Raw genomic sequence first — 26,815 nt, 5'->3', positions numbered from 1 at the left:
CATGTGGGACTGGAACTATGTGTGGGATATCCTGCCGCAGCTCTTGAGTGCGTTAAAGATGACGGTATGGGTGACGATCTGCGCTTTCGTGGTGGCATTAATCATCGGATTGCTGCTTGCCTTTGCGACGCGGAGCCGATTTAAGCTGGTGTCGCTTATAACCAAAGGAATGATTGAATTTATTCGCAATACACCGCTGCTGGTTCAGGTCTTCTTCCTGTATTACAGTCTGCCGCTCCTAACGGGAATTTCCATTCCGGCCTTCTATGCCGGGGTCATCGGTCTCGGGCTGCATTACAGCACCTATCTGTCCGAGGTGTACCGTTCCGGAATCGAGGGAGTGCCGAAGGGGCAATGGGAGGCTGCCACAGCACTGAATTACACGAAAGCTCAAACCTGGCGGAGTATTATCCTGCCGCAAGCGGTGCCGCCAATCATTCCGGTACTGGGCAATTATTTAATTGTCATGTTTAAAGAAACGCCGATTCTATGCGCCATCACGCTGGTGGAGATGATGCTGACGGCCAAAAATATCGTGTCGCAGTCGTTCCGTGCATTTGAGCCGTATACACTGGTCGGGATTCTGTTCCTGATCATCAGTTATATCGCATCTTTGCTTGTACAAAGGCTGGAAAAACGTTTGAATCTGCAGCGTGGAAAATAAAGGAGGGAGTCTATTGAATGCCGTTGTGATTGATGAGCAAGCGGAAGCGTCGAAGGTGCCGCAGCAGGCGAATAATCCCGCTACCGCTGCGGGTACCAAGCCGATTGTGAAATATACGGGCGTGACCAAGTCGTTTGGTGATCTCCAGGTGCTTAAGGGTATCAATCTGGAGATGCAGCCGGGAGAAAAGGTGGCTGTGATCGGTCCGAGCGGATCGGGTAAAACGACGATGGGCCGGATGCTGATGACGCTGGAAGAACCCACCGAAGGAACCATCGAGGTTGATGGCGAGCTGCTCTGGCATATGGAAGAGAAAGGGAAGCTGGTTCGGGCCAGCGAAAAGCATTTGCACCGGATGCGATGCAACGTCGGCATGATCTTCCAGCATTTTAATCTGTTCCCGCACATGAATGTGCTTCGCAATGTGACGGAGGCCCCGCGTAAGGTGCTGGGTTTATCCAAGGAGGAGGCAGAGGAGCGGGCCGTCTCCATGCTAAGCAAGGTCGGTTTGGCCGACAAGCTGAAGATGTATCCGTCCAATCTGTCCGGGGGGCAGAAGCAGCGGGTTGCCATCGCCAGAGCGCTGGTCATGCGGCCGAAGGTAATGGTGTTTGACGAGGTCACCTCGGCGCTTGATCCGGAGCTGGTCGGCGAGGTGCTGGAGGTCATTCGGGAAATCGCGGATGAAGGCGAAATGGCCATGATGCTGATTACGCATGAGATGGATTTCGCGAAGGAAATCGCGGATCGGGTCATATTCGGAGCCGATGGAAGGATCGTTGAGCAGGGCACGCCGGAGGAGATATTCGATAATCCCCAGAGCGAGCGGCTGCAGAGCTTCCTGCAGCGATTCCGTTCCAACGGAAATTAGTTCTGGAAAGAGGTGATGTATAGAATGGCTGTGGATACTGAAACCGAAATTGTTTACCGAAGACCGGAAGCACGGGATGGCACCCGGGTGTGGGAGCTGATACGCGACACCGGATCGCTTGATCTGAACTCCCCTTATTGCTACATGCTGCTTGGAGATTACTTCCATGATACCTGCATGATCGCCGAGCATGAAGGAGATATCATCGGTTTTATTTCCGCCTTCCGTTCTCCTCGTAATCCGGAGACGCTGTTCGTATGGCAAGTGGCCGTTGCTAATTCGCATCGGAGGCAAGGCATTGCCAAGGCGATGCTGACTGGTCTCATGAATCAGAAGGCATGCCATGGCGTCCGTTACATTGAAGCTACGGTATCGCCGAGCAACATGGCGTCCCGTCGTTTGTTTCTCGGTTATGCCGAGGAGAAATCCATTCCCAGCACCGTAACCGTAGGTTATGGAGCAGAGATGTTCCCCGATGGGACATCTCATGAAGATGAGCCGTTATTCGTGATTGGCCCCTTTTTCAATGACATTTAAACAAATGGAGGGAACTATGGACAACCAAGTCATGGAGAAACCGAAGCTTACTGTGTTTAACAAGCTGGAATCGGAAGTAAGAAGTTATTGCCGGAGCTTTCAGACCGTTTTCGACAAGGCCCGGAATGCGAAGCTGTGGGATACGCAGGGCAATGAATACATTGATTTTTTTGCGGGAGCCGGTGCTTTAAATTACGGACATAACAATGAGAAGATTCGCGAGAAACTGGTCGACTACATGCTGAAGGACGGCGTCACGCATAGTCTGGATATGGCTACAGATGCAAAGGAAACGTTTCTGACCCGATTTCAGGAAGTCATCCTGAAGCCGCGCGGGTGGGATCACAAAGTGATGTTTCCCGGTCCGACCGGAACGAATGCCGTAGAGGCAGCGCTCAAAATCGCCCGCAAAGTGACGGGGCGCAGCACCGTTCTGTGCTTCACGAATGCCTTTCACGGCATGTCGCTGGGATCGCTGGCGGTAACAGGCAACTCCTTCAAGCGCCAGGGCGCCGGCGTAGATCTGAGCCATTCGGTATTTATGCCTTATGAGGGTTACTTTGGCGATGACGTGGATACGATGGCATATATGGAGAAGCTGCTGGATGATCCGGGAAGCGGCATTCCGCTTCCGGCGGCGGTTATTGTCGAGGCGGTGCAGGGGGAAGGCGGATTGAACGCTGCCAGCCGGAAATGGCTGCAGAAGCTGGAGCGTATCTGCAAGGATAAGGGGATGCTGCTTATTTTGGATGATATCCAGATGGGCTGCGGCAGAACCGGGCCGTTCTTTAGTTTCGACGATGCCGACATTGAGCCGGATATCGTATGTCTCTCGAAATCGATTGGCGGCTTTGGCTTGCCGATGGCGATTACGCTGATCAAGCCGGAGATCGATATATGGGAGCCGGGGGAGCACAACGGTACCTTCCGGGGCAATAATCTTGGATTCGTTGCCGCGGCCGAAGCGCTGAATTATTGGAAAACGAAAGATTTTCAGCTCGATATCGGCATTAGGGAGAATCGGATCCGCCAATCATTGGAAGGCGTTGTGAAGGATTACCCTGAGCTCGTCGGCGAAATTCGCGGCAGAGGCATGATTCAGGGGGTTGCTTTTGATAAGCCGGAGCTCGCAGGCAGGCTGTCCGAGATCGCCTTCGAGCAGGGATTGATTATGGAAACGTCGGGTCCGCACAGCGAAGTGGCAAAGCTGATGCCGCCGCTGACGATTGAAATGAACACATTGGCACAGGGATTGGGGATATTTGAGAACAGTATGAAACAATTAGCTGCAGAGGAGAGGTTGTCATGATTGTTAAACATTTGGAAGAGATCGTGGATACTAAGGACGATATCGATACCAAGACATGGAATTCGAGAAGGCTGCTGCTCACCAAAGACGGCATGGGTTTCTCTCTCAATGATACCCTCATCAAGGCCGGAACGGAGACGCTGATCTGGTACAAAAACCACGTCGAAGCCGTGTACTGCATCGAAGGGGAGGGAGAAATCGAGGTTGTCGGGGGTGAAACCTACCCGATATCTCCTGGGATGATGTACGCGCTGGATGGTCATGAGAAGCATTATTTGAGAGCCCGTTCGCAGATGCGGATGGTCTGCGTATTCAATCCGCCGCTTACCGGTGCTGAAGTTCATGATGAGGAAGGAACCTATCCGCTGCTCACCCCAATTCCAGACTAAGGAGATGATATGCGATGAGTAATAATCATGTGTCGGCCCTTCAGGAAAAAGAACTGGACGTTTATCCTTCAAGAATACATTCGGAGCCCCGAATCCTAAAGAGACAGGACCCTGTCGTTCATTCCGAATGGAGTCCGGATGCTGCGTTAACGCAGGAACAATCCGACTTCTATGAGCGCAACGGATATTTATTTCTGGAAGACTTCTTTGGTCGAGAGGAGCTGTCGAAATATCAGGCGGAAGCCCGCAGTTTGCAGGTAACGGCAAGAGAAGCGGAGAAGGATGAAGTGATCCGGGAGCCAGGCGGAGATGAGGTGCGGTCGGTATTTGCGGTGCATAAGAGCCACGAAGTGTTCAAGAAGCTATCCCAGCATCCGAGACTCCTGGCGATTATGGAATACCTCTTGGGAAGCGAAACGTATATCCATCAATCCCGAATTAATTACAAGCCGGGCTTCACGGGCAAGGAGTTTTATTGGCACTCCGATTTCGAAACGTGGCATGTCGAGGATGGAATGCCTCGCATGAGAGCCTTGAGCTGCTCCATTGCACTAGAGGATAACTACTCTTATAACGGACCGCTTATGGTTGTACCTGGGTCGCATAAGGAATTCGTTGCCTGCATCGGCCAAACGCCGGAGGATCACTTCAAGGATTCCTTGCGCAAGCAGGAGTACGGTGTTCCGGATCATGACAGCCTGACACGGATGGTGAAGAAAGACGGTATCGACACGCCGGTTGGCAAAGCGGGCTCAATCGTGATTTTTGACTGCAACATTATGCACGGTTCGAACAGTAACATTACGCCGATGCCGCGCAGCAATATTTTCATGGTTTATAACAGCGTGGAGAACAAGGTCAAACAGCCGTATTCGGGCCAGAAGCCAAGACCGGAGTATATCGCCACCCGTGATTCTCTATGATCTCGCTGTCCCTTATCGGTTCCATCATCGGCATCAACGTGATCTATGTCTCGATCTTTTCGCTGCGGCTGATTCTGATGATCAAAGGCAGAAGGGGGATCGCCTCCCTTCTGGCCATGCTGGAGGTATTCGTCTACTTGCTCGGCCTCAATCTCGTCCTGCAAAATCTGGACAATCCCTTTAATATGGCGGCCTATTGCCTCGGCTTCGGCCTTGGTGTGTATGCGGGCAGCCGGATTGAGGAGTATCTGGCACTGGGTACATCGTGGTACAGGTCATTGTTAATTCTGTTGAGACGAACCTGGCGATGAACCTGCGGGAGAAGGGATATGGCGTGACCGCCTGGGAAGCGGACGGCAAGGATGGCAAACGGCTCGTGCTTCAAGTGCTCGTGAAACGGAAGAACGAGCGGCGGTTGATGGAGTCACTATCCAAAATGTCGCCGCAGGCGTTCATTATCTCCCATGAACCGAAGAGTTTCAAGGGCGGCTTCTGGGTACGATTGACGGAAGGACGCAAACTGAAATTGTAGAACACATGTAATAGGAAAGCCTGCTTTGGAACCCAATTCTGAAGCAGGTTTTTTGGGGTGCTGTATTTGCCGGCCTAATACCTGGTATGGAATTTCTGGATCAGGGGCGAGGGGCGATTGCCGCTATGGTTCGAGTCATTCAGGTAAGAACCAACTCCTGCTCATTCTGGTACCAAAAGAAAGCGTAGTCGGTCATCGCGGAGGAGCTTCCGAGCTGGCGCATCATGGCGGCAATATTTCCACGATGGTACGTGCCGTGGTTCACGACATGAAGCATAATCTCGGACAGACGGGTATCCCGGATCCCGGCATAAGGATTATCCAATCGGATGATCCGTTCCAGGTCAGGGTTTTGGCTGAGAAAAGCCGTGAATCGCTCTGACAGCTCGATAAACCGGAGGTTTAGACCCTCCAGTGAAATGGACTCAAGCTCGTCTCGGAGCTGGAAGGCCTCCGTTAAAGCATGGTTCATGTCCATTCCGGACAAAATGTTCATCCATCCGAGATCCGCCGTGTAGATGTGAATCAACGCTTCGGATACAGTTGGGAAAATGCTCGTTATTTTCCGATTGTACAATTCGCCCGGCAGCTCCAGCAGGCGGTTGAATATCGCTTGGTTGGCCCATACATGGTACTCATACATTTTGACAGGATAGTTCATCGTGATCGTCCCCTTTGGCTTCTTCGTTTTTGCTTTCTTGGGAACATTGTAAATAAAAAAGTATGACAGCGGACTGTCATACTTTTGCGTAAACCTGCAGCATGGCTTCTAATTTGGATTGCATGCGCATCCTTAAGTCAGCCGGCTCAATGATCTCGATATCCTCGCCAAAGCTCAGCAGGGTAGACCAGAACCACCACGAATCTGGATGTTCGACCTTGAACGTGAGACGGAGCGAGCCGTCCTCATGAAATTCCCGCTGCACATCATAGAAACGATCCATCGCTCTAGCCAAGGCCCGGGGAGATACGTGAAGGATGACTTCTATCGCATCGGGTGAAGGCTCCCAGGTATGCTGCTCCCCTCGGTGGTACGGATTCTGCTCTTGAAGATGGGGCCCGTGCGTGTGCTCCTCTGAATGCTGGTGCTGAAAGGGCTCGGCGGATGGGGACAGCTCCGACATTCTCGAAATCCGGAATTCGCGGTAATCGGCTCTGGTTCTGCAGAAGCCGTACAAATACCAGGATCCGAATTTATACATGAGTCGCAGAGGTTCGACTTTACGGTGAATGCGTTCATTCTTGGCGCTTATGTATTGAAAGGAGATCACATGCTTGTCGGTAATGGCGCGGCGAAGGAGACGGAGGCTTTCGTTGTAAGAGCGCCAGCTCCCGATATCCATGGACAATCCCTGCGATGCGGAGTTGCCGGAACGGTCTATGGTCTGCAGACGCTGAATGGTATCCATAGCCCGTTCATCCTCAAACACCGTTGACATGCTGTGCAGGATGGTGATCAGGGCGCTGACATCGTAGGAGCCGAGCAAGCTTTTGTCCATCTTGTATTGTTCCATAATGCCATACCCGCCGTTCACTCCTTGATACGATACAACCGGAATGCCGGCTGCGCAGATCGCATCGATGTCGCGGTATATGGTTCTTTGTGACACGTTATATTTCTCTGCCAGGGCAGACGCAGACAGGATCTCGTTGTTCAGCAGCATGTAAATCATGGATATGAGCCGCTCCAGTTTCATATCGGTTTTAGCTCCTCCTGTCTGTTTGGGATCTATTCTCCAATGATTCCGTATTATATCATAGGTTTTATGAAGAAGGAGAAGAGATACCAGATGAGTCGGAAAATGAGATCTCTTCTATAAATAAGTGAGAAGGAATATACGGCTGGCGATTGTTCGTTCATGCGGAGTGGCCGGAACCTGACCGGCTTTTGTTCCATTCCCACCCATTTTGCCTTACAATATAGGAAATCCCATAATACAAGGAGTGTGAGCCTCATGGCCCGTACCAAAACGCAAAAATCGCTCCGCAAAGCGGAACGTGCCGGAACATGGTCAGCCGTCTCGATGAGAAAGACCAACGAAGATTACAGTGCGCTGTCCCAGCATGTGAGAGTGAAGCCGACGAAACAGGAACAATTGAATAAGATCAAGCACAGAAAGCGGATCGGAGACGATGGCGCTTTTTTTGTTGGTTTCGGAGGATGTGATATAGTACGCTAGAGAGGTTAGTTCAGGATGGAGGTTTATGATGGCGAAGCAAAAATATTATGTAGTCTGGGTAGGTAAAGTGCCCGGAATTTATACAAGCTGGGGCGAATGCCAACAGCAGGTTAATCAGTTTACAGGTGCGAAGTTCAAGGCGTTCGAATCCCGAAGCGAAGCGGAACAGGCTTATGCGGCAGGTTATAAAAATTACTGGGGGCAGCAGTCCGGAAGCAAGTCGGGCAGCTCAGGCTCCAAGAGCTATAAGCGCAGCAGCGCATCTACTGCCGAAGAACCCGGCGAGATCGATTATGACAGCATCTCTGTAGATGTGGGGACGCGGGGAAACCCTGGACCCGTTGAGTACAAAGGCGTGGATACGCAGACGGGAGATATTCTGTTCTCGTGCGGACCGATTTCGAAGGGAACGAACAATCTCGGCGAGTTTCTGGCCATCGTCCACGCGCTGGCTTACCTGAAGAAAATTGGCAGCACCAAAACCGTGTACAGCGATTCCATGAATGCACTCAAATGGCTGAAGCAGAAGAAGGTGGCCACCACGCTTCCGCGCGACGCGTCAACCCAAGAGATCTGGGATCTGGTGGACCGGGCCGAGCACTGGCTTCGAACCAATACATATGAGAACAAGGTGCTGAAATGGCAGACGAAGAGCTGGGGAGAGATCAAGGCCGATTACGGGCGCAAGTAATCATACGACTACGACGTAGAAAACGGTGCATTTTCCATGGACTGGAGTATGCGGACTGATATGAAGTGACAAGTTAAGGCCAAGGCGCGGAACCTTAGAACCTGCGCCTTGGCTTTTTCGTTTATGTATGCTTTACGCAGGTCCGGTATTCCAATACGGGTACTCTATCGTGTCAGCCGTTCTTTGAGATCCTTCGGGCCCCAGCCACTGGCCGACCAGATAGAGCGCCATGTCCAACCCGGCAGATACCCCGGCTGAGGTGAGAATATTTCCTTCATCCACGAACCGCACATCCTTTATCACTTCCACATCGGGATACCGTGCTTCCAAATACTCTAGTGCATAAGCATTGGTTGTGGCTTTTTTGCCCGTTAGAAGCCCCGCTTCCGCGAGGATAAGGGCACCGGAGCATACCGAGGCTATTTTACAGCCCGCGACAGCATAGTTTGCAATCCACTGGAGTAATTCACGGTTCTTTAAGCACTGGCGGACGGCCTTTAAGGGGCCGCCTGGCACAATGACGAGGTCATAAGGAGGGTGATCATCCTTGAATTGTAGTTGAGGCACAAGCTGCAGACCGTTATGAGCCGTTACCGTATCCAGCGTATTCGAAATCATCGTGACATGAAAGGGTTTTTCTTGAAGAGGGAGATCTTTCATCAGTAATCGTGAGACATCCTCGGGTTCAAAGACACTTAACGAGAAAACTTCAAACGGTCCAGCGAAATCCAAGACATCTACATGGTCAAACAGAATGATACCGATTTGGACGGGTGTTTTCAGGGATAACAGCTCCATTCAAGTATTTTTGAGACTGATCGGTCTTTTTTTGGGTAAAAAGAAAGGCCTTATTTCATGCAGTTATGAATATAAGCCTTCAGTTGTTCGACATACAGCTCGGCATATTGATCGTTATTAAAGAGCTGTTGCATCATTATATTTCCTTCAAAGGCCGAGGTCAGGAACACGCATATTTGTTCGATTTGCAGATCTTTACGGAATTCGCCGGCCCGAATCCCCTCGGTTATAATGCGGTTCAAAAATTGGAGCCACTCCTCCATCGCTTCACGTGCTTTCTGCTTCAGCAGGGGATGGGTGTCGTCCGAATCGATGGCTGTGTTGAGCAGCGGGCAGCCCCCCTCCAGCGGTGGTGCTTGCCCTCGGCCGGCATATACCGAAAGAACAGCCAGAAGTTTGCCTTCTGCGGTTTGCGCCTGATGCGCAGCAGATCGATAGGCTTGACGCAGCACATCGGATGAATAATCGAATGCTTCCAATGCGATCTCATCTTTGCTCTTGAAATGTCGGTAAATACCGCCTTTTTCAAGACCAGTTGATTGCATGATATCCGACATGGAAGAGCCATAAAAACCCTTCTTATTAAAAATAACGGCCGCTTTCCGGATAATATTGTCACGGGTTTCCAATCCTTTTGCCATTTCACCGACAACCTTTCCCTAAAAAAAGAAACCGATCGGTCTCTTAGTTTAGTATGTTGTAGGGGACTGCTAAAGTCAATTATTTTGTGCCTATCGGGGTTCTAGTATGTGAGTGAAACATGCGAATAAATACAAATCGCTATATGTGGATAATTCAAACAAAGGACGCTTACTTTACACCGGAAGGATTGTGTATAACATTATGAATGGCTTCGTTATACACAGAGTTATAAACATTATCCCCGTTCGTTCTGCACAAATCGAATTTCGATTATATATTTCATGCTAGTTATCCAGCGTTTGTGAACAAATGTGGAGAAGTGCAAGCATAACTCCCTATTAACTGGTGGGAGGAAACCGGTTATCCCCAAAACCGGAGGTTAGCCGTTACGCTTGCAGTGGATCTATCCACAATAGGACGATCTTTATACCGGGAGCCTAGCCACGAGTACACTTCACCTTATTCCTTCTCGCGGACCTGCTTATAGTATTGATTGGGGGACATACCGACATATTTTTTGAACACCTTGCTGAAATAGAACGGATCCTCCAGGCCGGTTAGGTACCCGATCTCCCCAAAGCTGAGGTGGGTGGCCTCGATTAACTCCTTGGCATGATTGATTCGAACCTGATTCACATAGCGCATGATCGTATGGCCGGTAAGCTTAGTGAACACCCGATTGATGTAATCATAGTTGCATTCGAATCGCTGCTCGATCTCCGAGCTGATGATTTTCTCGGCGTAATGTTCATGGATGTAGTCGAGCAGCGCATGCACCTTCATATAGGACTTGGTGTGCGGGCTGTTCTTCTCCAGCTCATCGAACAGGCTCTCACGGGACAGCTCGATCAGCATTTCCATGAATTTGAGTGCCGTCAAACTGCGGTTAAAGTGCTTCCGTCTGTACAGCTGCAGCATTTCGCCGAGGGCATGGTACATGTGATGAAGGCTTTTTTTCTGGGTTAGCGTGCAGGTCTTGGGGAAATATAGCTGCCTGCTGTCATCGTTGCCTGCCGTTTGGTTCTCGCCCATGATCCATTGCTTGGCTAGCAAGGACAAGGGCCTCTCGGGGGCTTGATGAATATCGGGGTGTTCAAAATGAATATAGTAGTAGTCGCAGGGATGTTTCTGTGTTCCCTCGTGGTCCAGATGCGGTTCAAGGACCAGCAAGTCGCCTTTCTTGAGCACATGGGAAACGCCGTTCTCCCGCATATGAAGCTCGCCGCTCTTCACGAAATACAGAATATACTCATGTGTGTTCCGCTTGAAATGAATCCAGGGGTTCTTGTAGGAGACAAATCCCATCAGTTTGATCCTTGGCACATAGTCAGCGTTCATCGATAGCACGAATTCCACCCTCTCTCCCAAAAAAGCGAAGTCGTTTTTGTACAAAAAGAGTAACTTTCACACATTCCCGTTCATTGTAACACAGCCTATACTTGGGATGAATGTATAAGAGGTCGCTTCATTTCAATATTAAAGGAGGCCACTACGCTTGGCTAATATCAATGTAACGGTATGGAATGAATACCGGCACGAGAGACATAATGAACAGATCGCTAAGATTTACCCTGAAGGCATCCACCGTACGATTGCTGATTTTCTGGGAAAGGATGCACAGTTCGTCGTACGCACCGCCGTACTGGATGATCCCGAACACGGCTTGACGGATGAGGTGCTCGCTTCAACGGATGTTCTGATCTGGTGGGGGCATGTGGCTCACGGCGAAGTGCGGGATGATATCGTGGAAAAAGTGCGCCAGCGCGTACTGGACGGTATGGGGATCATCGTGCTGCATTCCGGTCACGGCTCGAAGATTTTCCAGCGCCTTCTCGGCACGAATACAGGCGCACTGAAATGGCGCGATGACGGTGAGAAGGAGCGGTTGTGGGTCATCGATCCCAGCCATCCGATCGTTAGCGGACTTGGAGAATATATCGAGGTTCCACAGGAAGAAATGTACGGTGAGCGCTTTGAGATTCCGGCACCGGATGAACTGGTGTTTGTCTCCTGGTTCGAAGGTGGCGAGGTATTCCGCAGTGGCTGCTGTTACAAGCGCGGACGCGGCAAGCTGTTCTATTTTAGACCGGGTCATGAAGCATTCCCTACCTACCATCAACCTGAAATTCAGCAGGTAATTACGAATGCCGCAGCCTGGGCGGCACCGATCCAAGGGGCAAAAGCTTCTTATGGCCGGGTATCTCCGCTGGAGTACAAAGCATTGATCTAAAGTTTTGCCTCGCTAGACGACATCCGTATAAGGGTTGAAGTACACCCCTTGGAATGGAGATTGGATTAAACCTTGGGTTTAACCGATGAAATTCTTAGGGGTGTATTTTTTATTGGCTGAAGGCATAGAGCTTATCCGATTTAACGAGCATGTCATTCGTAAACGGTAAAGCTGCAGAATCAGGGATCATTTCTGAGAGACAGTATATAGATGCCAGAGGATTGGTGCATCCGACATTTTATGCTATATTAATCTGAAATTCGAGTGAAAATGGGTGAGCCAGTCATGAACTATTGGATGGATCGTTTGCATGCCATGGAACTGAAGACTAAGCTGATGCTGCTGTTTCTTCTGATTGCGGTCATCCCTCTCGCAGTGTTAGGCATTTTCTCCATTCGTAAAGCCTCTAGTGAAATCCAGACCAAAGCCAATGAAATCATTCTGGAAAACCTATCTCAAATCAATTACAGTCTTAATTACTTCGTCGAAGATATTGAACAGCTGTCCATGTATCTGTACAGCAACAAAGACATTCAGGAGATTCTGTCCAAGCCGGCTGCTCGAAGCGTGGAAGAGAAATACCGCGACCAGCAGAAGGTCGCTGCCATTTTGAACAGCTTCCTCGGTTTTAAATCATGGGATATCCAGCTGTATGTGCTCGGAGAGAACGGAGACCGTTACTTTACGGGAAAATTTATACCAAGCTCCTATCTACGTTATAACGCGGATTGGGGGCTTTTTCGTAAAGCAAGGCTGGCAGGTGGAAGTGTGGTCTGGGATAGCCATTATTCCTTGAAAAAATTCGAGGATTACGGGACGGTCCTCAGCTCGGGCCGATTGCTTAAACAGATTGATACCGGCAAACCGCTGGGATATTTCATCGTGGACATTATGGAGCCTGCCCTCGCGGATAAATATGAAAGGGCTTACCGGTATGACGGGGGAGAAGTGTATCTTTTGGATGACAAAGGATATATCATTTCCAGCCATCTCTCCAAACTGGAGGTCGGCACGCGCCTTGAGAAACCTTACCTTTCCACCATTCTGCAAGAAAGAAAGGGATTCTTCCGAATAAAGGAACAGGATGTTGAACATATGGTCATTTACGATACATCCGATACCCATGGTTTTAAATTGATCAATGTGGTTCCTGTTAGCGCTTTAACCGGTGAGAGCGCCAGCATTCGCAATTTCACGATATTCATTGTCATATTCGGAGTGCTGATCTCCTACTGCACGGCCTTCTTGCTGTCCGATTACATTACCCGACCGCTCCACAAGCTGCGTCGACTAATGAGGCAGGTTGAGAAGGGGGACCTTGAGGTCACCTTCGATTCGAAGTACCGGGATGAGGTTGGTCATCTGGGCGGAAGCTTTAACCGGATGCTTCAGAGGATCAAGGAACTGATTAACCAGGTGTACGAGAAGCAGCTAAAGGTGCAGGAGGCGGAGATCAAAGCGATTCATGCCCAGTTCACCCCCCATTTTTTGTACAATGCGCTGGATTCCATCAATTGGATGGCGCGGATTCACAGGATCGAGGTGATCAGCAGCATCGCGGTTTCGCTGGGCAGCTTGCTGCGCTTCAGCATCCGGCGAGGAAATACCGTTATCCCCATTCGTGAGGATATGCAGCAAATTCGCAATTATCTGACAATCCAAGAAATTCGTTATCGGGATAAAATTACGATTTCGGTGGAGATCGATGAAGGCATTCTTGATTTATGCATCCCCAAATTGCTAATTCAGCCGCTGGTGGAGAATGCGATTAACCACGGACTCGAGATGAAAGCCGGTCAGGGTAGTCTGCTTATCTCCGGCCGGTTGGCGGGAGAGCGGGTGCAGTTCGTGGTGGAGGATAACGGACTCGGGATAGCTCCGGATAAACTGCAGCGCATCCTGCGGGGAGAGTACGTTTCCGGTGAGGGGACAAGGACGACCGGAATCGGACTTCATAATCTCTTGCGGAGGCTGGAACTGCATTTTGGACATGCCTACGTTCTGCATATTGATAGCCTGCCGGGTCAAGGGACGAAAGTCAGTCTGAGTATACCGATTATACGGGAGGCGGTAAGCGATGTTTAAAATTCTGATTGCCGATGATGAATGGATGATCCGCGAAGGATTGAAGCAGACGATCAATTGGGAGGCGCTGAATTGCGTTCTGGTCGGTGAAGCGGCGGACGGAGAACAGGCAGTGCAGCAAATTCAGGCGTTTCAACCGGATATTCTCATCTCTGACATTCGAATGCCCGGCATGGACGGTCTAGAGTTGGCATGGTCGGCCCAGGAGTTCTGTCCAGAGTTGAAGGTGATTTTTCTTACCGGATTTGATGATTTTGTTTATGCCCAGCAGGCGATCAAACTCAAAGCCTCCGATTTTGTATTAAAGCCAACAGATCCCGATACGTTGGTAAAGGCAATCGACAAGGTATGTAAGGAGCTTGTCCGCACGAGGCAGCATGCCAGCGTGATGGAGCAGCTGCAGAGTTGGAAAAGGGACAGGGAATCGCTCGTTGTTCAGAAGCTGATTCATGACAGCATGCTCGGAATCACGGATACGGCTTCCTTGGAGATGCTGAAGGAATGGCTGGAGGAGACCGCCGGCTTACAGAAGATACGGGTTGCCGTGGTACAGATGGAGGAAGACGGCGAGGAGCAGCGGCATGAGCGGTGGCTGCATATAAGGGAACGGTTGTATGCCCGCATTTACAGTCCCTTGATTATGATAGATGAGCTGCAAGGAGCGTTCATTATTCCGGATGAAGAAGGGGCGGTGGGCATGTTGAAGGAAACCGTCACCGGATTTGGCAAAGCGCTGGTCTATGTCGGGGTAAGTCTCTCCTATGGGGGGCTTGAGCAGTTGGACCGAGCATATCAGGAAGCGTTAGAAGTTGTCAGGCATAAAGCAGCAAGTAAAAAGAGCGGGGTGTCCGTATACGGTGACATCGAACATCTGGATGATACTGCCGTGCATTTTGCCGAAGGGTTCCGGCAAGTGGAGGCGTATGTCCAGCATCATTTTAACGAAGATATCAGCTTGCAGCAGCTGGCTGCCCGGTTTCACTTGAGCGAGGCGCATTTCAGCCGCCTGTTCCGCAAACGGCTTGGTGTCAGCTTTATAGAATATTTAACCCGGTTAAGAATGGAGCAGGCAAAAAAATTGCTGGGGGACGAGAATGTGAGGATTTATGAGGTTTCGCTTGCCGTGGGGTATCAGGATTCCCGTTATTTCAGTCAAATTTTTCGTAAATATACTGGAGAAACGCCGACGGAATATCGTAAAAGAATGTTTGCATCACATGAAATGTAATATTTGTGTGAGAATATTGGAAGAAGAAGGCCTTTGAAAGCTAAGGGCCTTCTTTTTTTGAACGCTTACATTCACGAAATTAAGCAAAAAATTAAACATTTATGCAATTTTGTCTCGTTGAGAGGTGGAAGTCTTACATGTATAGTGAATTCGTGGAAGGGAAAATAACACAAAAATAAGGGGGATACAAAAAATGGTGAAAAGATGGCTTACCACAATCGTTAGTGTGATCATTTTGTTAGGTGTTATTACAGCTTGTGGCTCTCCTGCAACCGAAGCCAAGGGGGAGTCCGACTCCTCGGATTCCAATTCGAATAACAGCACGGGTACGGGAAAGCTGACCATTTATTCGCCGAATGCAGCCGAAATCAACAACCCGATTATCAAAGAGTTTCAGGATCGGACAGGTATATCCGTCGATCTGATCTCCGGCGGTACAGGTGAATTGTTGAAGCGGGTGCAGGCTGAGGCAAGTAATCCGCTTGGGGATATTTTTTGGGCAGGAGGAGCCGATTCCTTGGCGTCATTTAGCGAATATTTCGAGCCGTATCAAACAAGCGAGAAGGGGGATATTTTCCCGGGCTACCTGGATCCGTCCAACTATTGGACACCGTTTAACGCTCTCCCGATGGTAATCACATACAACAAAGAGCTGGTATCCGAGGATGAGCTGCCTGCATCTTGGGAGGATCTGCTGGATCCCAAGTGGAAGGGGCAGATTGCATTTGCCGATCCAGGCAAGTCGGGCTCCTCCTATACGCAATTGGTGACCATGCTGACGGCTTTTGGTAAGGACGACGAGCAGGGGTGGGAGTATGTTAAGAAACTTGTGACCAATATGGACGGCAAAATTTTGTCGGGCTCCAGTCTGGTCCAACGCGCCGTACCTGACGGTGAGTTTGCTCTCGGCATCACACTGGAGGATGCTGCGCTGCGGTACATGGAAGGAGGGTCGCAGATCGGCATTATTTATCCGAGCGAAGGCACTTCAGCTGTACCTGATGGGGCTGCAATCATCAAAGGAACCAAAAATCCGGATGAAGCAAAGCAGTTTATTGATTTTATTGTCGGCAAGGATGTCCAGGAACTGGTGCAAAAGGAATTTAAGCGCCGCTCGGTTCGCGATGATGTAGACCCGGTGGAAGGCTTGCCTCAGACAGCGGACATCGAACTGGTTGATTACGACTTTAGCTGGGCTTCAGATAACAAAGAGGCTGTTATCAGTAGATTCAACGATATTATGATGGGCAAGGAATAGAGCACAAAGGTGGGGGGATGACTGGCTGATCCGTGGGCAGTTGTCCTCTCGGATATGGAGGCATTATGAGTCAAGTGGTATTCGATCATGTTACAAAATACTTTGGAGAGAACAAGGCGGTTAATGATGCGCATTTTTCAATAAACGAAGGTGAGTTTTTTACCCTGCTGGGACCGAGCGGCTGTGGGAAAACCACTCTTCTCCGAACGATTGCCGGCTTCTATAAACAGGAGGAAGGGGATATCTACTTTGGCAGCCGAGTCATTAATGACGTGCCTACCCATGAGCGCAATATCGGGATGGTGTTTCAGAATTACGCGATCTTCCCTCACTTGAGTGTGTTTGACAATGTGGCCTACGGGCTTCGCGCCCGGAAAGTTTCGAAACGGGACATCGAGAGCCGGGTGATGGAAGCGCTGGAGCTGGTGGAACTGGCCCATCTTCGCGACAGGATACCCGGTAACATGAGCGGGGGACAACAGCAGCGGATTGCTCTGGCAAGAGCAATTGTCATCCGTCCCGCACTGCTGCTAATGGACGAGCCGCTGTCCAATCTGGATGCCAAGCTTCGGGTGAAAATGCGGAGCGATATCCGTCAATTGCAAAAGGAGCTTAATATCACCACCATTTATGTGACGCATGACCAGGAAGAAGCACTCGCCGTTTCGGACCGGATCGCAGTGCTGAGCGAGGGAGTCATTCAGCAGATCGCTTCTCCGAGGGACATCTATCAATACCCCCGGAATCAGTTTGTGGCCAATTTCATCGGTACTTCCAACTTTTTGCAAGGAACCTACACTTCTGAATCGGGAGGGGATGACGGGACCGGAACCATACGGTTGCTCGGCAAGGAGACGCGACTGCCAATCAAACAATCTTATTCAGGCAAAGTGATTTTTTCAATTCGTCCCGAGCAGGTGCAGATCAGCGCGGAACCAAGTCCCGCATTTGCCTTTGAAGGAATCGTTCAAGCAGTCAGCTTCTTGGGCGATAAGGTGAGTTACTTAATGAAGCTTGAGGACGGGACCTTTATCGATGTACATGACTATCCGGGCAAAACCCTAAGTCTGTTTCAGGAGAAGCAACGGTTGTTTCTGGATTTTCAGCTTCAACGGTCCGTTATGTATGACAGCGTTGGCCTGGAGGTGATCTATCGTGCAGGCGAAGCTTAAGCCCGTCGGGTCTCCGACCGTTCGACAGCGTCTGCTGCTCAGAAGATGGGATTTCTGGACGTTTGTAACCGTATGTGTGTATATCTTCATGCTGGTGTTCATTATTTACCCACTGGTGTCCCTGCTGTTAAACAGCTTTATCGGCAAGGACGGGAGCATAACCCTGCAGAACTACCTGGATTTCTTTCATCTCAAGTACTACCATCAGGCTCTGCTGAACAGCTTTCTTGTATCTGCGTTGGCTACCGTGCTGGCGATCCTGATCGGCACCCCGCTAGCCTACATCGCAACAAGGTACGACATCAAATGCAAAGGCTTGATGCAGATGATGGTTATTATGTCTCTGCTATCTCCGCCATTTATCGGAGCGTATTCCTGGATATTATTGATGGGCAATAACGGCTTTGTTACGAGGTTCATCCGGGAGTTGGGGATTAATATTCCTTCCATCTACGGCTGGCACGGGATTGTCATCGTATTTGCCCTTCAATTCTACCCTCATATTTTCCTGTATGTATCCGGTGCGCTCAAGACGATCGATACTTCGTTGGAAGAAGCATCCGAGAGTCTGGGAATGACAGTATGGAATCGTTTGCGAACCGTGACGCTGCCGCTCATATTTCCTACTCTGTCGGCAGGGGCACTGATGGTGTTCATGGCTTCATTTGCTGACTTCGGCACGCCAATGCTGCTTGGGCAGGGCTACAAAGTGCTGCCAATTCTGGCCTACGAGCAGTTTATCAGTGAGATGGGCGGCAATCCCGCAATGGCCAGCACGCTGAGTGTGGTCATGATCTTTTTCTCAACGGCCGTTTTGTTTGGTCAGCGGTATTTTGTATCCCGCAAAAATTATTCCATGACCGGCATGCGAACGCCGACGGTGAAGAAGCTGAAGCGGATGCCGAAGATTCTATTGACCGTGCTGGCATTTATTCCAGCCTGTATATCCATTATGCCCCAGCTGACCGTACTCGTGACCTCCTTCCTTGCGAAAAAGGGACCGGTGTTTCATAGCGGATTCAGTCTAGACAGCTATAAAGAAGTGTTCTTCCGTGTGCCCAAAGCGATCATGAATACGTACTCTTACTCTGTGTTGTCCATCATCGTCATGGTTATTGCGGGCATGCTCATCGCTTATATTCTCGTGCGCCGAAGATCCAAATTCACGGCTTTTATCGACGGTATCATTATGATTCCCTATATCATGCCGGGCACCGTGCTTGGTATAAGTCTGATCATTGCCTTTAACAAGCCGCCGATAGTGCTGACCGGAACATGGATCATCCTTGTCATTGCCTACGTGGTACGAAAAATCCCGTACACGATCAGGTCGAGTACGGCGGTTCTTCACCAGTTGGACCGAAGCGTGGAAGAGGCTTCGATCAGCCTTGGCGTGCCGCCGATGAAAACTTTCTTCAAAACGACGGGCCGGCTGATGGCGCCAGGCGTTATATCCGGTGCCATCCTCAGCTGGATTACAACGATTAATGAATTAAGCTCCACGCTTGTTCTGTATTATGGAGCAACGGCCACCATATCCGTCACCATCTACAGTGAGGTTTTTACCTCCAATTACGGCACCGGAGCCGCACTTGCCTCTATTCTTACGGTCACTACGCTTATATCGCTGCTGATTGCGAACAAGTTGTCGGGCAGCAAAGGGTTGTCCCTGTAACTTATGGTTTGCAATGCTCAATTGGTAGTTCTCCTTCAATATTGCTTCCTTTTATAATGTAAAAAAGGGAGGGGTGCATGCTGGAGCGGAAAAATCGGATTTGGAGCAAGAATGGGCTGATCTGGATCGCCTTTGTACTGATTATTGCCGGAAGCCTGGTCGTTTACTCGACTTATTTCCAGCGGCTCGGGCATCCGCCGGAGCAGAGGATCAAGGAAATCGAGCGAATGGAATGCTGGATTTACAGCAGTGAATGGGAACCGATACTCAAGTCCTTGCAGGCTCGCTATCATGAAGTGGAGATGAATGTGCGCACCTTCCAATCGTATGAGGCTCTGCATTCGGAATTGTCGGCTGCCATCTCGGCAGGACGGGCTCCGCAAATTGCGGAATTAAACAATGCCTACGGTCTGGCGGAATGGGCAGAAGACGGAGCGTTGGAGCCCATCAAACTGCCCGGCGAGACAACGGGCCTAACGGTTTCGGCCCGCAATGCGTTCACGTTTCAAGGTAAGCTGTGGGCGATGCCTGCCGGTGCATCGATTCCGGTACTTTACTATAATCAAGACAAGCTTCGGAACGCAAGTTTTCAGAGAGAATTGGAATTTGCGGATCTTGAGCAATTAAATGAAGAGATTTCAGGCTGGGTGAGAGGTCTGAACCATCGCAATGCGTCCATCAAGTGGAAGCAGGTAATGGCGGTGGATGAGAATTTGGCCTTTGTTTTTTTGAATATGTGGGGCCATCCGGCAGAAGAGGAGAGGAGAGAGCGGCTGCTTAAACTTCTCGGGGCATGGAACAGGCTGGTGTTTGATTCCGGTGTGATGTTTCCTCTGGAGCACCGACTGGCTCTGAGTGAATTCATGGACGGACAGATTCTGCTTCTGGTATCAAGCTCGCAACATATGCAGTGGATGGATAAGTATATTGCAGGCAAGTTCAATTATGGCGCAGTTCCTCTGCCGGGAGCAGCGGACCGAGGGGTGTCGCCGGGCTTTAGCGCTTTTGCCGTACTTGCCGGGGGAGGCAACAGAGAACTGGCGCAGGAGCTTGTTAACCACATTGCTTCCCCGTATATACAGGACACTTTGCTGGATGCTACAGGTTATATGCCGGTCCGTCAAGATAGCCTGGACTCGCTGGCGTGGCAAACAGCGGAGGGGACCCCTTATCACATGTTGTTACGGCTGGTCGGTAAAGATTACGGGATTGCACCAATGTCTGACGATTACAGACGTTGGAACCGAATCGATGAAACGCTGAAAGCCTTGGAGATAGAGCGTAGGCCGGATCTGGAACGGAAGGCAGCCGATCTGCTGCCTCTTCTTCCCTGATCCGGCATACAGAGATTGGAGAACGAGATGATATGCGGGGGAGCTCCGTGGGAGGGATATGGAAAATGATGAAAGTGCAAAATTTGTCGATACAGGGGAGCGGTATCTGGAATGAGGATGCGCTTATTATCAACGATCAGCTGCAGATATACGGCGTTATAGACGGTGCTACTTCGTTGGTGCCGTTTCGAGGCTCAGAGGGGGAGACTGGCGGACGGATTGCCTCGCAGTTGTTAAAGCGATACTTTGAGCAGATTTCACCGGAAGAAAAGCGTAATCTGGAGCAGTTGACCCGTGAGGCCAATCGTTTATTGGGAGTGGAAATGCAGGCGCACGACATATCGACCGATTCCAAGGATCAGTTATGGACGGCGGGAATTGCAGTGATCCGGGTTACCGACCATTATATCGAATATGCTCAATCAGGCGACTGCATGATTATGAGTGCCTATGCTGACGGGTCTGTGCGCATGGTGACACGGGACCATGTGGCGCATGTTGATTATGAATCCAAGCTAATCTGGGAACAGGCCGTCCTAGCCGGAGTCCAGTCGAAGGATCAGTTATGGGAGTTGGTGAAGCCCCGCATTCTCAAGAATAAAGAAAAAATGAATACGGCCAGAGGCTACTCCGTTCTGAATGGACGCTCGGACGCTGAGGATTTTATTGAGTACGGCAAGATTAACCGGATTCAGCTTGAAGAGCTGCTGCTGCATACCGACGGACTCTATTATCCTGAAAAATTGGTGAATGGGGGCAGACGGACCTCCGAGGAAATTTTGTTCCGCAATATTAAGTCGCGGGGACTGAAAGAGTACGCCGATTGGCTGGTGGCATTGGAACATAGCGATCCGGAATGTATTACCTATCCACGATTTAAAATGTCTGACGACAAATCGGCGGTTTTGATCAGACTGGGATAACCTTAGTTCAAGATATATGCCAGCTCCAACTCGCTATCGAATTTTGTGTCAGATCACGTTATAATGTACCCAATTCGGTTACGACATAAATAAAAGTGGGTTGGGTCATGGATCAGGATAAACAGCGCCTTAGCATTGAGGCGGCAAGATTGTATTATATGTCGGATTACAGCCAGCAGGATATCGCGACAAGGCTCGGCGTTTCACGTCCTACGGTCTCCAGGCTGCTTCAGCACGCTAAGGAGCAGGGCTACGTGCAGATCAGCATTGTGGACCCTCTCGAGGACCTGGACGCTTTGGGCGAAGGCGTGAAGAAGAAATACGAACTGGAACAGGTGCTGGTGAGTTATTCTCCTATCAATGAATACCGCGAAATCCAGAAGCATATCAGCAAAAGAGCAGCCGATTACCTGCATGAAACGGTCCAGGATGCCGATATTATCGGCGTGACCTGGGGAACGACCATGCATGCCGTGGCACTTCAGCTGCAGCAGAAGCCCGTTCGGGGCGTTGAGGTTGTGCAGTTGAAGGGCGGCGTTAGCCACTCGCATGTGAACACGTATGCCGCAGAGATCGTCAATCTGTTTGCCGAGGCGTACCACACGATGGCGAGATATTTGCCGCTGCCCGTCATCTTTGATACCACCGAGCTGAAAGAAATGGTGGAGCGGGACCGGCATATCCAGCGGATTATCCAATTAGGCAAACAAGCCAACATCGCCATGTTTACGGTGGGTACCGTTCATGAGGACGCGCTGCTGTTCCGACTCGGTTATCTGAGCAAGGAAGAACAGAAACTACTGCAGCAGATCGGCGCGGGCGATATTTGCTCCCGGTTTTTTGATGCGGAGGGCAGGGTGTGCAGCGAGAATATTAACAATCGTACGGTGGGCATCGATTTGGATGATCTCCGGCACAAGGAGAAATCCATTCTCGTCGCAGGCGGGCAGCGAAAGGTAGATGCCATTCGAGCTGCGCTGGTCGGTAAATATGCAAACATTTTGGTGACGGACCAGTTCACGGCGCAAGCCTTGTTATCATGAAATGCTCAACTTGATGTGGATAACGAAATAGACACCTCGTTTTAGGGAGATTTGAAGCTATTACAGCTTCGCACTCGCCTGGATGAGGTGTTTTTTAGTGCGTTGAAAATAGCTCTCTGTACAGGAAGAGGGGCTTATATTTTGTTTATGTTTACCCTGATCGGGTATAGAGCATAGTAAACGGAGTGAATTGTTAGATTATTCCTGAATGATGAATTGTCATTTTAGTCAACAATGATAAATATCATTGCCATAAATCGGAGTGAACATATTTTCAATATGTATTTTACATATGTTCAAGGCTGTGATATGATGGTCCCGTCTAAAGGATTAAGCGTTATGATAGCGCTTTTACAAGATTGCAAAAAAAACAGATTAAGGAGTGTTTTAACCAGATGAATATAGCAGGAATGATCGACCACACGCTCTTGAAGGCGGATGCAACCCAAGCCGAGATTACGAAAATTACGGATGAGGCTAAAAAGTACGGATTTGCTTCGGTTTGTGTGAACCCGACTTGGGTATCCTACTGTGCTGAGCAGCTAGCGGACACCAACGTCAAAGTATGCACGGTCATCGGTTTCCCTCTGGGAGCTACGACATCGGCGGTAAAAGCTTTTGAAGCGAAGGACGCTATCGCTAACGGGGCTAAAGAGGTTGATATGGTAATCAACATTGGAGCGCTTAAAGATCGTAACGATGAGTTTGTATTGAACGATATTCAGGCTGTAGTGGATGCGGCGAAAGGCAAAGCTCTGGTTAAAGTTATCATTGAGACAAGCCTTCTGACGGAGGAAGAAAAGGTGCGTGCAAGCAAGCTGTCTGTGCAAGCAGGAGCCGATTTCGTGAAGACGTCAACAGGGTTCTCCACGGGCGGAGCGACGCCGGAAGACGTGGCCTTGATGCGTAAAACCGTTGGCGAGAACACCGGCGTGAAGGCTTCCGGCGGCGTACGCAGCAAGGAAGATATGGACCGTTTGATCGAAGCGGGTGCAACGCGTATCGGTGCCAGCTCCGGTGTAAAAATCATGGAGGGCGGCCAATCCAGCTCTTCCTACTAAATTGTTTTTTGGCGTATACGATTTTCGATGATTCGGTAGCTATGCCATAACAAAAAAATACACCTATGGGGGAACAACGACGATGAAATTTCTAATCGCCATACTAGGTTTGCTGGTCGTATTCGGTCTTGCGTTCCTTATCAGCAATGATAAGCGCCACATCCGTTACCGTCCGCTGGCTGTCATGATTGTGCTGCAGCTGATCCTTGGATTTATACTGCTGAACACAAATATCGGCGAGTATCTTGTTAAAGGGATAGCGAGTACGTTTGAAGCACTGCTGAGCTACGCCGGTGCCGGGATCGAGTTTGTGTTTGGCGGCATTGCCAATGAAGGTGCGGGGCCATTCTTCCTGAATGTCTTGCTGCCGATCGTGTTTATTTCTGCATTGATTGGTATACTTCAATATATTAAGGTACTGCCGTTTATCGTAAGATATATCGGTCTCGTCTTGAGTAAAGTCAACGGCATGGGCAAGCTGGAGTCTTACAACGCCGTAGCTTCCGCGATTCTGGGGCAATCCGAGGTGTTTATTTCGGTAAAAAAACAGATTGCCCTCATTCCGAAGCAGCGAATGTATACCCTATGTGCTTCCGCAATGTCCACCGTATCGATGTCGATCGTCGGCGCGTATATGACGATGATCGAGCCGCGCTACGTAGTGACCGCGCTTGTGCTTAACCTGTTTGGCGGTTTTATCATCGCTTCCATCGTCAACCCTTACAAGGTAGAGAAGGATGAGGATATCCTGGAGGTGCAGGAGGAAGAGAAGCAATCCTTCTTCGAGATGCTGGGCGAGTACATCATGGACGGTTTCAAGGTAGCGATTACCGTTGCAGCGATGCTTCTTGGTTTCGTTGCGTTGATCGCGATGATCAACGGCATCTTTGACATCATTTTCGGGATTACCTTCCAAGAGCTGTTAGGATTCATTTTTGCTCCATTTGCTTTTGTCATGGGCGTCCCTTGGAATGAGGCAGTGGATGCAGGCAGCATTATGGCTACGAAGCTGGTATCGAATGAGTTCGTTGCGATGCTCAACCTGGCTAACTTCACGAATATGTCCGAACGCACCGTGGGAATCGTATCGGTATTCCTGGTGTCCTTTGCCAACTTCTCCTCGATCGGCATCATTGCCGGCGCGGTCAAAGGCCTCAACGAGAAGCAGGGGAACGTGGTTGCGCGCTTCGGTCTCAAGCTGCTGTACGGCGCAACGCTGGTGAGCGTGCTGTCGGCCACGATTACCGGACTGTTCCTGTAAGCCATGTATGAAGGACTACGACAAGCGAGCCTTATGGATAGTTTGATTTAACAACTCATATATGAGGGGGAACACTTAGATATGGAACGTTTTGACCGAATTCACTTGATCGTAATGGACTCTGTAGGTATCGGTGAAGCACCGGATGCGGCTGATTTCGATGATATCGGATCTGACACGCTGGGGCATATCGCCCGCGAATGCGGCGGGCTCAACATGCCGAATATGGCAGCGCTTGGGCTGTCCAACATTCGGGAGATAGAGGGAGTCCCGATCGCGGATAAACCTCGGGCTTACTATACGAAGATGCAGGAAGCTTCGAATGGCAAAGACACCATGACAGGCCACTGGGAGATCATGGGCTTGTATATCGATACGCCTTTCCGCGTATTCCCAGACGGATTCCCAGAAGAGCTGATCCAGCGCATCGAAGAGAAGACAGGACGCAAGGTCATCGGCAACAAGCCGGCAAGCGGAACGGAGATTATCGAAGAGCTTGGCGAAGAGCACGTAAAAACGGGGGCTTTGATCATCTATACCTCGGCCGATTCCGTGCTTCAAATCGCTGCGCATGAAGATGTGGTTCCTCTCAAGGAGCTGTACGAAATTTGCGAGTTCTGCCGCGAAATCACACTGGAAGATCCTTATATGCTCGGCCGGATCATCGCCCGTCCTTTCATGGGCGAGGTGGGGAGCTTCAAGCGTACGGCGAATCGGCATGACTATGCCTTGAAGCCTTTCGGACGTACGACGATGAACGAGATGAAAGATGCTGGTCTTGACGTCATCGCCCTCGGGAAAATCTCCGATATTTATGATGGTGAAGGCATTACGAAGGCTATCAGAACCGTATCGAATATGGACGGTATGGACAAAATGGTGCAGACCCTGGATGAACCCTTCAAGGGACTGAGCTTCATAAACCTCGTGGATTTCGATGCCGTGTATGGGCACCGCCGCGATCCGAAAGGATACGGTCAAGCGCTGGAGGATTACGATCAGCGTCTGCCCGAGGTATTTGAGAAAATGACGGAAAAGGATTTGCTGATCATCACGGCCGACCACGGGAATGATCCGACTTACAAAGGAACGGACCATACACGTGAATATGTACCGCTGCTTGTTTATTCTCCACGTTTTGCTGAGGGTAAGGAACTGCCGCTTCGCAAGACCTTTGCTGATCTTGGCGCCACGGTTGCCGACAACTTTAGCGTGAAGCTGCCAGAGCACGGAACAAGCTTTTTGGATGATTTGAAATAATCGAAAACGTGGAGGAATGGGACATGAGTACACATATTGGAGCGAAACCTGGAGATATTGCGGAGTCGATTCTGCTGCCAGGCGACCCGCTGCGGGCTAAATTTATTGCCGAAACGTATCTGGAGGATGTGACCTGCTACAACGAAGTGCGGGGCATGCTCGGATTTACGGGAACTTACAAAGGAAAACGCATCTCCGTGCAAGGTTCGGGCATGGGTGTGCCTTCCATCGGGATTTATGTCAATGAACTCATCCGGGATTATGGCGTCAAAAATTTGTTCCGAGTCGGAACTTGCGGTGCGATGCAGGAGCATGTTCGTGTACGCGACGTCATACTGGCCCAGGCGGCTTGCTCGGATTCCGGCATGAACCGTCACCACTTTAACGGTTATGATTTCTCCCCGATCGCCAGCTTTCCGCTGCTGCTCGGCGCGTATGAGCGCGGCAAGGAGAAGGGTCTCAAGATGCATGTCGGTAACGTGTTCACGTCCGATGTGTTCTACCGTGAGGACAAATCCGTGGTTGAGAAGCTGATGCAGCACGGCGTGCTGGGCGTAGAGATGGAGACAACGGCCCTCTACACGATTGCCGCACGATTCGGTGTGAATGCCCTGACGATCCTGACCGTAAGTGACCATTTGCTGACAGGGGAAGAGACTTCGTCCGAGGAGCGCCAAACGACGTTTAACGAGATGATGGAAGTCGCGCTGGATACGGCGATTTCGTTGTAAGGAAACTGCCCTGAGCCA

The 26,815-nt window shown here is 50.2% G+C and carries 26 protein-coding genes and 1 pseudogene; 22 read left to right on the top strand and 5 right to left on the bottom strand.

Annotation, left to right across the window (positions count from 1 at the left end; genetic code table 11):
- Position 1 precedes the first annotated feature (1 nt).
- The 7 genes and pseudogenes from ehuD (at position 2) to ABEW73_RS27425 (ending at position 5,225) form a co-directional block, all read left to right on the top strand.
- The gene (ehuD, locus tag ABEW73_RS27455; RefSeq protein ID WP_430173830.1) at positions 2 to 664 is read left to right on the top strand and encodes an ectoine/hydroxyectoine ABC transporter permease subunit EhuD; all 663 of its coding nucleotides are present in this window, start codon (positions 2 to 4) and stop codon (positions 662 to 664) included.
- Between the two features lie 13 nt (positions 665 to 677).
- Positions 678 to 1,535, top strand: coding sequence for an ectoine/hydroxyectoine ABC transporter ATP-binding protein EhuA (gene ehuA, locus ABEW73_RS27450; protein WP_430173829.1), 858 nt, complete (start codon positions 678 to 680; stop codon positions 1,533 to 1,535).
- 24 nt (positions 1,536 to 1,559) lie between these two features.
- A complete protein-coding gene (gene ectA / locus ABEW73_RS27445) occupies positions 1,560 to 2,072 on the top strand; it encodes a diaminobutyrate acetyltransferase (protein WP_215161873.1) in 513 nt (170 codons plus the stop codon).
- A gap of 16 nt (positions 2,073 to 2,088) precedes the next feature.
- Positions 2,089 to 3,381, top strand: a complete 1,293-nt coding sequence (ectB, locus tag ABEW73_RS27440) for a diaminobutyrate--2-oxoglutarate transaminase (protein WP_430173828.1) — start codon at positions 2,089 to 2,091, stop codon at positions 3,379 to 3,381.
- The gene (locus tag ABEW73_RS27435; RefSeq protein ID WP_430173827.1) at positions 3,378 to 3,770 is read left to right on the top strand and encodes an ectoine synthase; all 393 of its coding nucleotides are present in this window, start codon (positions 3,378 to 3,380) and stop codon (positions 3,768 to 3,770) included. The genes ectB and ABEW73_RS27435 overlap by 4 nt, the downstream gene beginning before the upstream one ends.
- 14 nt (positions 3,771 to 3,784) lie before the next feature.
- Positions 3,785 to 4,693 carry an ectoine hydroxylase gene (gene thpD / locus ABEW73_RS27430; protein ID WP_430173826.1) on the top strand — a complete coding sequence of 303 codons (909 nt, stop codon included), beginning with the start codon at positions 3,785 to 3,787 and terminating at the stop codon, positions 4,691 to 4,693.
- Positions 4,690 to 5,225: pseudogene (locus tag ABEW73_RS27425) on the top strand (DUF2179 domain-containing protein). The gene thpD and the pseudogene ABEW73_RS27425 overlap by 4 nt, the downstream one beginning before the upstream one ends.
- A gap of 139 nt (positions 5,226 to 5,364) precedes the next feature.
- Here ABEW73_RS27425 and ABEW73_RS27420 read toward each other — a convergent pair.
- Together ABEW73_RS27420 and ABEW73_RS27415 are read right to left on the bottom strand one after the other, a co-directional pair.
- Complete coding sequence (locus ABEW73_RS27420) at positions 5,365 to 5,886, bottom strand: DinB family protein (RefSeq protein WP_430173825.1); 522 nt, start codon at positions 5,884 to 5,886, stop codon at positions 5,365 to 5,367.
- A gap of 76 nt (positions 5,887 to 5,962) precedes the next feature.
- Entirely contained in the window at positions 5,963 to 6,922 is a 960-nt protein-coding gene (locus ABEW73_RS27415) for a helix-turn-helix transcriptional regulator (RefSeq protein WP_430173824.1), read from the bottom strand.
- Between the two features lie 258 nt (positions 6,923 to 7,180).
- Here ABEW73_RS27415 and ABEW73_RS27410 point away from each other — a divergent pair, with 258 nt between their 5' ends.
- The gene (locus ABEW73_RS27410; RefSeq protein WP_430136639.1) at positions 7,181 to 7,405 is read left to right on the top strand and encodes a hypothetical protein; all 225 of its coding nucleotides are present in this window, start codon (positions 7,181 to 7,183) and stop codon (positions 7,403 to 7,405) included.
- Positions 7,406 to 7,433: 28 nt separating this feature from the next.
- Positions 7,434 to 8,096, top strand: a complete 663-nt coding sequence (gene rnhA, locus ABEW73_RS27405) for a ribonuclease H (protein ID WP_430173823.1) — start codon at positions 7,434 to 7,436, stop codon at positions 8,094 to 8,096.
- Between the two features lie 132 nt (positions 8,097 to 8,228).
- Here the strand turns inward: rnhA and ABEW73_RS27400 are convergent, their stop codons facing one another.
- The 3 genes from ABEW73_RS27400 to ABEW73_RS27390 all read right to left on the bottom strand — a co-directional run bounded on the left by ABEW73_RS27400 (position 8,229) and on the right by ABEW73_RS27390 (position 10,874).
- Complete coding sequence (locus ABEW73_RS27400; RefSeq protein ID WP_430173822.1) at positions 8,229 to 8,894, bottom strand: DJ-1/PfpI family protein; 666 nt, start codon at positions 8,892 to 8,894, stop codon at positions 8,229 to 8,231.
- Positions 8,895 to 8,944: 50 nt separating this feature from the next.
- Positions 8,945 to 9,535: a TetR/AcrR family transcriptional regulator gene (locus ABEW73_RS27395; RefSeq protein WP_430173821.1), complete on the bottom strand. Its 591-nt coding sequence runs from the start codon at positions 9,533 to 9,535 to the stop codon at positions 8,945 to 8,947.
- Positions 9,536 to 9,995: 460 nt separating this feature from the next.
- A complete protein-coding gene (locus ABEW73_RS27390; RefSeq protein ID WP_430173834.1) occupies positions 9,996 to 10,874 on the bottom strand; it encodes an AraC family transcriptional regulator in 879 nt (292 codons plus the stop codon).
- 157 nt (positions 10,875 to 11,031) lie between these two features.
- Between ABEW73_RS27390 and ABEW73_RS27385 the strand changes: the two genes are divergently transcribed.
- The 13 genes from ABEW73_RS27385 to deoD all read left to right on the top strand — a co-directional run bounded on the left by ABEW73_RS27385 (position 11,032) and on the right by deoD (position 26,797).
- Positions 11,032 to 11,766: a ThuA domain-containing protein gene (locus ABEW73_RS27385; RefSeq protein ID WP_430173820.1), complete on the top strand. Its 735-nt coding sequence runs from the start codon at positions 11,032 to 11,034 to the stop codon at positions 11,764 to 11,766.
- Between the two features lie 285 nt (positions 11,767 to 12,051).
- Positions 12,052 to 13,851: a cache domain-containing sensor histidine kinase gene (locus ABEW73_RS27380; protein WP_430173819.1), complete on the top strand. Its 1,800-nt coding sequence runs from the start codon at positions 12,052 to 12,054 to the stop codon at positions 13,849 to 13,851.
- Entirely contained in the window at positions 13,844 to 15,079 is a 1,236-nt protein-coding gene (locus ABEW73_RS27375) for a response regulator (protein ID WP_430173818.1), read from the top strand. Before ABEW73_RS27380 ends, ABEW73_RS27375 begins: the two co-directional genes overlap by 8 nt.
- Positions 15,080 to 15,272: 193 nt before the next feature.
- Entirely contained in the window at positions 15,273 to 16,337 is a 1,065-nt protein-coding gene (locus tag ABEW73_RS27370; protein WP_430173817.1) for an ABC transporter substrate-binding protein, read from the top strand.
- 65 nt (positions 16,338 to 16,402) lie between these two features.
- Positions 16,403 to 17,509, top strand: a complete 1,107-nt coding sequence (locus ABEW73_RS27365) for an ABC transporter ATP-binding protein (protein ID WP_430173816.1) — start codon at positions 16,403 to 16,405, stop codon at positions 17,507 to 17,509.
- The gene (locus tag ABEW73_RS27360; RefSeq protein WP_430173815.1) at positions 17,493 to 19,184 is read left to right on the top strand and encodes an ABC transporter permease; all 1,692 of its coding nucleotides are present in this window, start codon (positions 17,493 to 17,495) and stop codon (positions 19,182 to 19,184) included. The genes ABEW73_RS27365 and ABEW73_RS27360 overlap by 17 nt, the downstream gene beginning before the upstream one ends.
- A 77-nt stretch (positions 19,185 to 19,261) precedes the next feature.
- On the top strand, positions 19,262 to 20,518 hold the full coding sequence (locus ABEW73_RS27355) for an extracellular solute-binding protein (protein ID WP_430173814.1): 1,257 nt from the start codon (positions 19,262 to 19,264) through the stop codon (positions 20,516 to 20,518).
- Positions 20,519 to 20,583: 65 nt separating this feature from the next.
- Positions 20,584 to 21,441 (top strand): protein phosphatase 2C domain-containing protein, encoded by an 858-nt coding sequence (locus ABEW73_RS27350; RefSeq protein WP_430173813.1) that lies wholly within the window; start codon positions 20,584 to 20,586, stop codon positions 21,439 to 21,441.
- Between the two features lie 107 nt (positions 21,442 to 21,548).
- Positions 21,549 to 22,484 (top strand): sugar-binding transcriptional regulator, encoded by a 936-nt coding sequence (locus ABEW73_RS27345; RefSeq protein WP_430173811.1) that lies wholly within the window; start codon positions 21,549 to 21,551, stop codon positions 22,482 to 22,484.
- Between the two features lie 395 nt (positions 22,485 to 22,879).
- Positions 22,880 to 23,545, top strand: a complete 666-nt coding sequence (deoC, locus tag ABEW73_RS27340) for a deoxyribose-phosphate aldolase (protein ID WP_430173810.1) — start codon at positions 22,880 to 22,882, stop codon at positions 23,543 to 23,545.
- Between the two features lie 82 nt (positions 23,546 to 23,627).
- Positions 23,628 to 24,806: a NupC/NupG family nucleoside CNT transporter gene (locus ABEW73_RS27335; protein WP_430173808.1), complete on the top strand. Its 1,179-nt coding sequence runs from the start codon at positions 23,628 to 23,630 to the stop codon at positions 24,804 to 24,806.
- An 81-nt stretch (positions 24,807 to 24,887) separates the two neighbouring features.
- Positions 24,888 to 26,066 (top strand): phosphopentomutase, encoded by a 1,179-nt coding sequence (deoB, locus tag ABEW73_RS27330; protein ID WP_430173807.1) that lies wholly within the window; start codon positions 24,888 to 24,890, stop codon positions 26,064 to 26,066.
- A 23-nt stretch (positions 26,067 to 26,089) separates the two neighbouring features.
- Positions 26,090 to 26,797 (top strand): purine-nucleoside phosphorylase, encoded by a 708-nt coding sequence (gene deoD, locus ABEW73_RS27325; protein ID WP_076325327.1) that lies wholly within the window; start codon positions 26,090 to 26,092, stop codon positions 26,795 to 26,797.
- Positions 26,798 to 26,815 lie beyond the last annotated feature (18 nt).

The organism is Paenibacillus lautus (assembly GCF_050482385.1).
GTDB classification, from domain to species: Bacteria; Bacillota; Bacilli; order Paenibacillales; family Paenibacillaceae; genus Paenibacillus_AQ; species Paenibacillus_AQ lautus_B.
The sequence above is the reverse complement of the archived record's forward strand: the minus strand, read 5'-3'. Positions and strand labels throughout refer to the sequence as shown.

Coding starts and splice junctions, on each gene's coding strand:
- ABEW73_RS27355 (WP_430173814.1), top strand. CDS start 19,262: ATGCTGGAGCGGAAAAATCGGATTTGGAGCAAGAATGGGCTGATCTGG.
- ABEW73_RS27400 (WP_430173822.1), bottom strand. CDS start 8,894: ATGGAGCTGTTATCCCTGAAAACACCCGTCCAAATCGGTATCATTCTG.
- ABEW73_RS27395 (WP_430173821.1), bottom strand. CDS start 9,535: ATGGCAAAAGGATTGGAAACCCGTGACAATATTATCCGGAAAGCGGCC.
- ABEW73_RS27410 (WP_430136639.1), top strand. CDS start 7,181: ATGGCCCGTACCAAAACGCAAAAATCGCTCCGCAAAGCGGAACGTGCC.
- ABEW73_RS27350 (WP_430173813.1), top strand. CDS start 20,584: ATGATGAAAGTGCAAAATTTGTCGATACAGGGGAGCGGTATCTGGAAT.
- rnhA (WP_430173823.1), top strand. CDS start 7,434: ATGGCGAAGCAAAAATATTATGTAGTCTGGGTAGGTAAAGTGCCCGGA.
- ABEW73_RS27380 (WP_430173819.1), top strand. CDS start 12,052: ATGAACTATTGGATGGATCGTTTGCATGCCATGGAACTGAAGACTAAG.
- ABEW73_RS27345 (WP_430173811.1), top strand. CDS start 21,549: ATGGATCAGGATAAACAGCGCCTTAGCATTGAGGCGGCAAGATTGTAT.
- ABEW73_RS27435 (WP_430173827.1), top strand. CDS start 3,378: ATGATTGTTAAACATTTGGAAGAGATCGTGGATACTAAGGACGATATC.
- ehuD (WP_430173830.1), top strand. CDS start 2: ATGTGGGACTGGAACTATGTGTGGGATATCCTGCCGCAGCTCTTGAGT.
- ABEW73_RS27335 (WP_430173808.1), top strand. CDS start 23,628: ATGAAATTTCTAATCGCCATACTAGGTTTGCTGGTCGTATTCGGTCTT.
- ectB (WP_430173828.1), top strand. CDS start 2,089: ATGGACAACCAAGTCATGGAGAAACCGAAGCTTACTGTGTTTAACAAG.
- ABEW73_RS27365 (WP_430173816.1), top strand. CDS start 16,403: ATGAGTCAAGTGGTATTCGATCATGTTACAAAATACTTTGGAGAGAAC.
- ectA (WP_215161873.1), top strand. CDS start 1,560: ATGGCTGTGGATACTGAAACCGAAATTGTTTACCGAAGACCGGAAGCA.
- ABEW73_RS27375 (WP_430173818.1), top strand. CDS start 13,844: ATGTTTAAAATTCTGATTGCCGATGATGAATGGATGATCCGCGAAGGA.
- thpD (WP_430173826.1), top strand. CDS start 3,785: ATGAGTAATAATCATGTGTCGGCCCTTCAGGAAAAAGAACTGGACGTT.
- ABEW73_RS27390 (WP_430173834.1), bottom strand. CDS start 10,874: ATGAACGCTGACTATGTGCCAAGGATCAAACTGATGGGATTTGTCTCC.
- deoD (WP_076325327.1), top strand. CDS start 26,090: ATGAGTACACATATTGGAGCGAAACCTGGAGATATTGCGGAGTCGATT.
- deoB (WP_430173807.1), top strand. CDS start 24,888: ATGGAACGTTTTGACCGAATTCACTTGATCGTAATGGACTCTGTAGGT.
- ABEW73_RS27415 (WP_430173824.1), bottom strand. CDS start 6,922: ATGAAACTGGAGCGGCTCATATCCATGATTTACATGCTGCTGAACAAC.
- ABEW73_RS27370 (WP_430173817.1), top strand. CDS start 15,273: ATGGTGAAAAGATGGCTTACCACAATCGTTAGTGTGATCATTTTGTTA.
- ABEW73_RS27420 (WP_430173825.1), bottom strand. CDS start 5,886: ATGAACTATCCTGTCAAAATGTATGAGTACCATGTATGGGCCAACCAA.
- deoC (WP_430173810.1), top strand. CDS start 22,880: ATGAATATAGCAGGAATGATCGACCACACGCTCTTGAAGGCGGATGCA.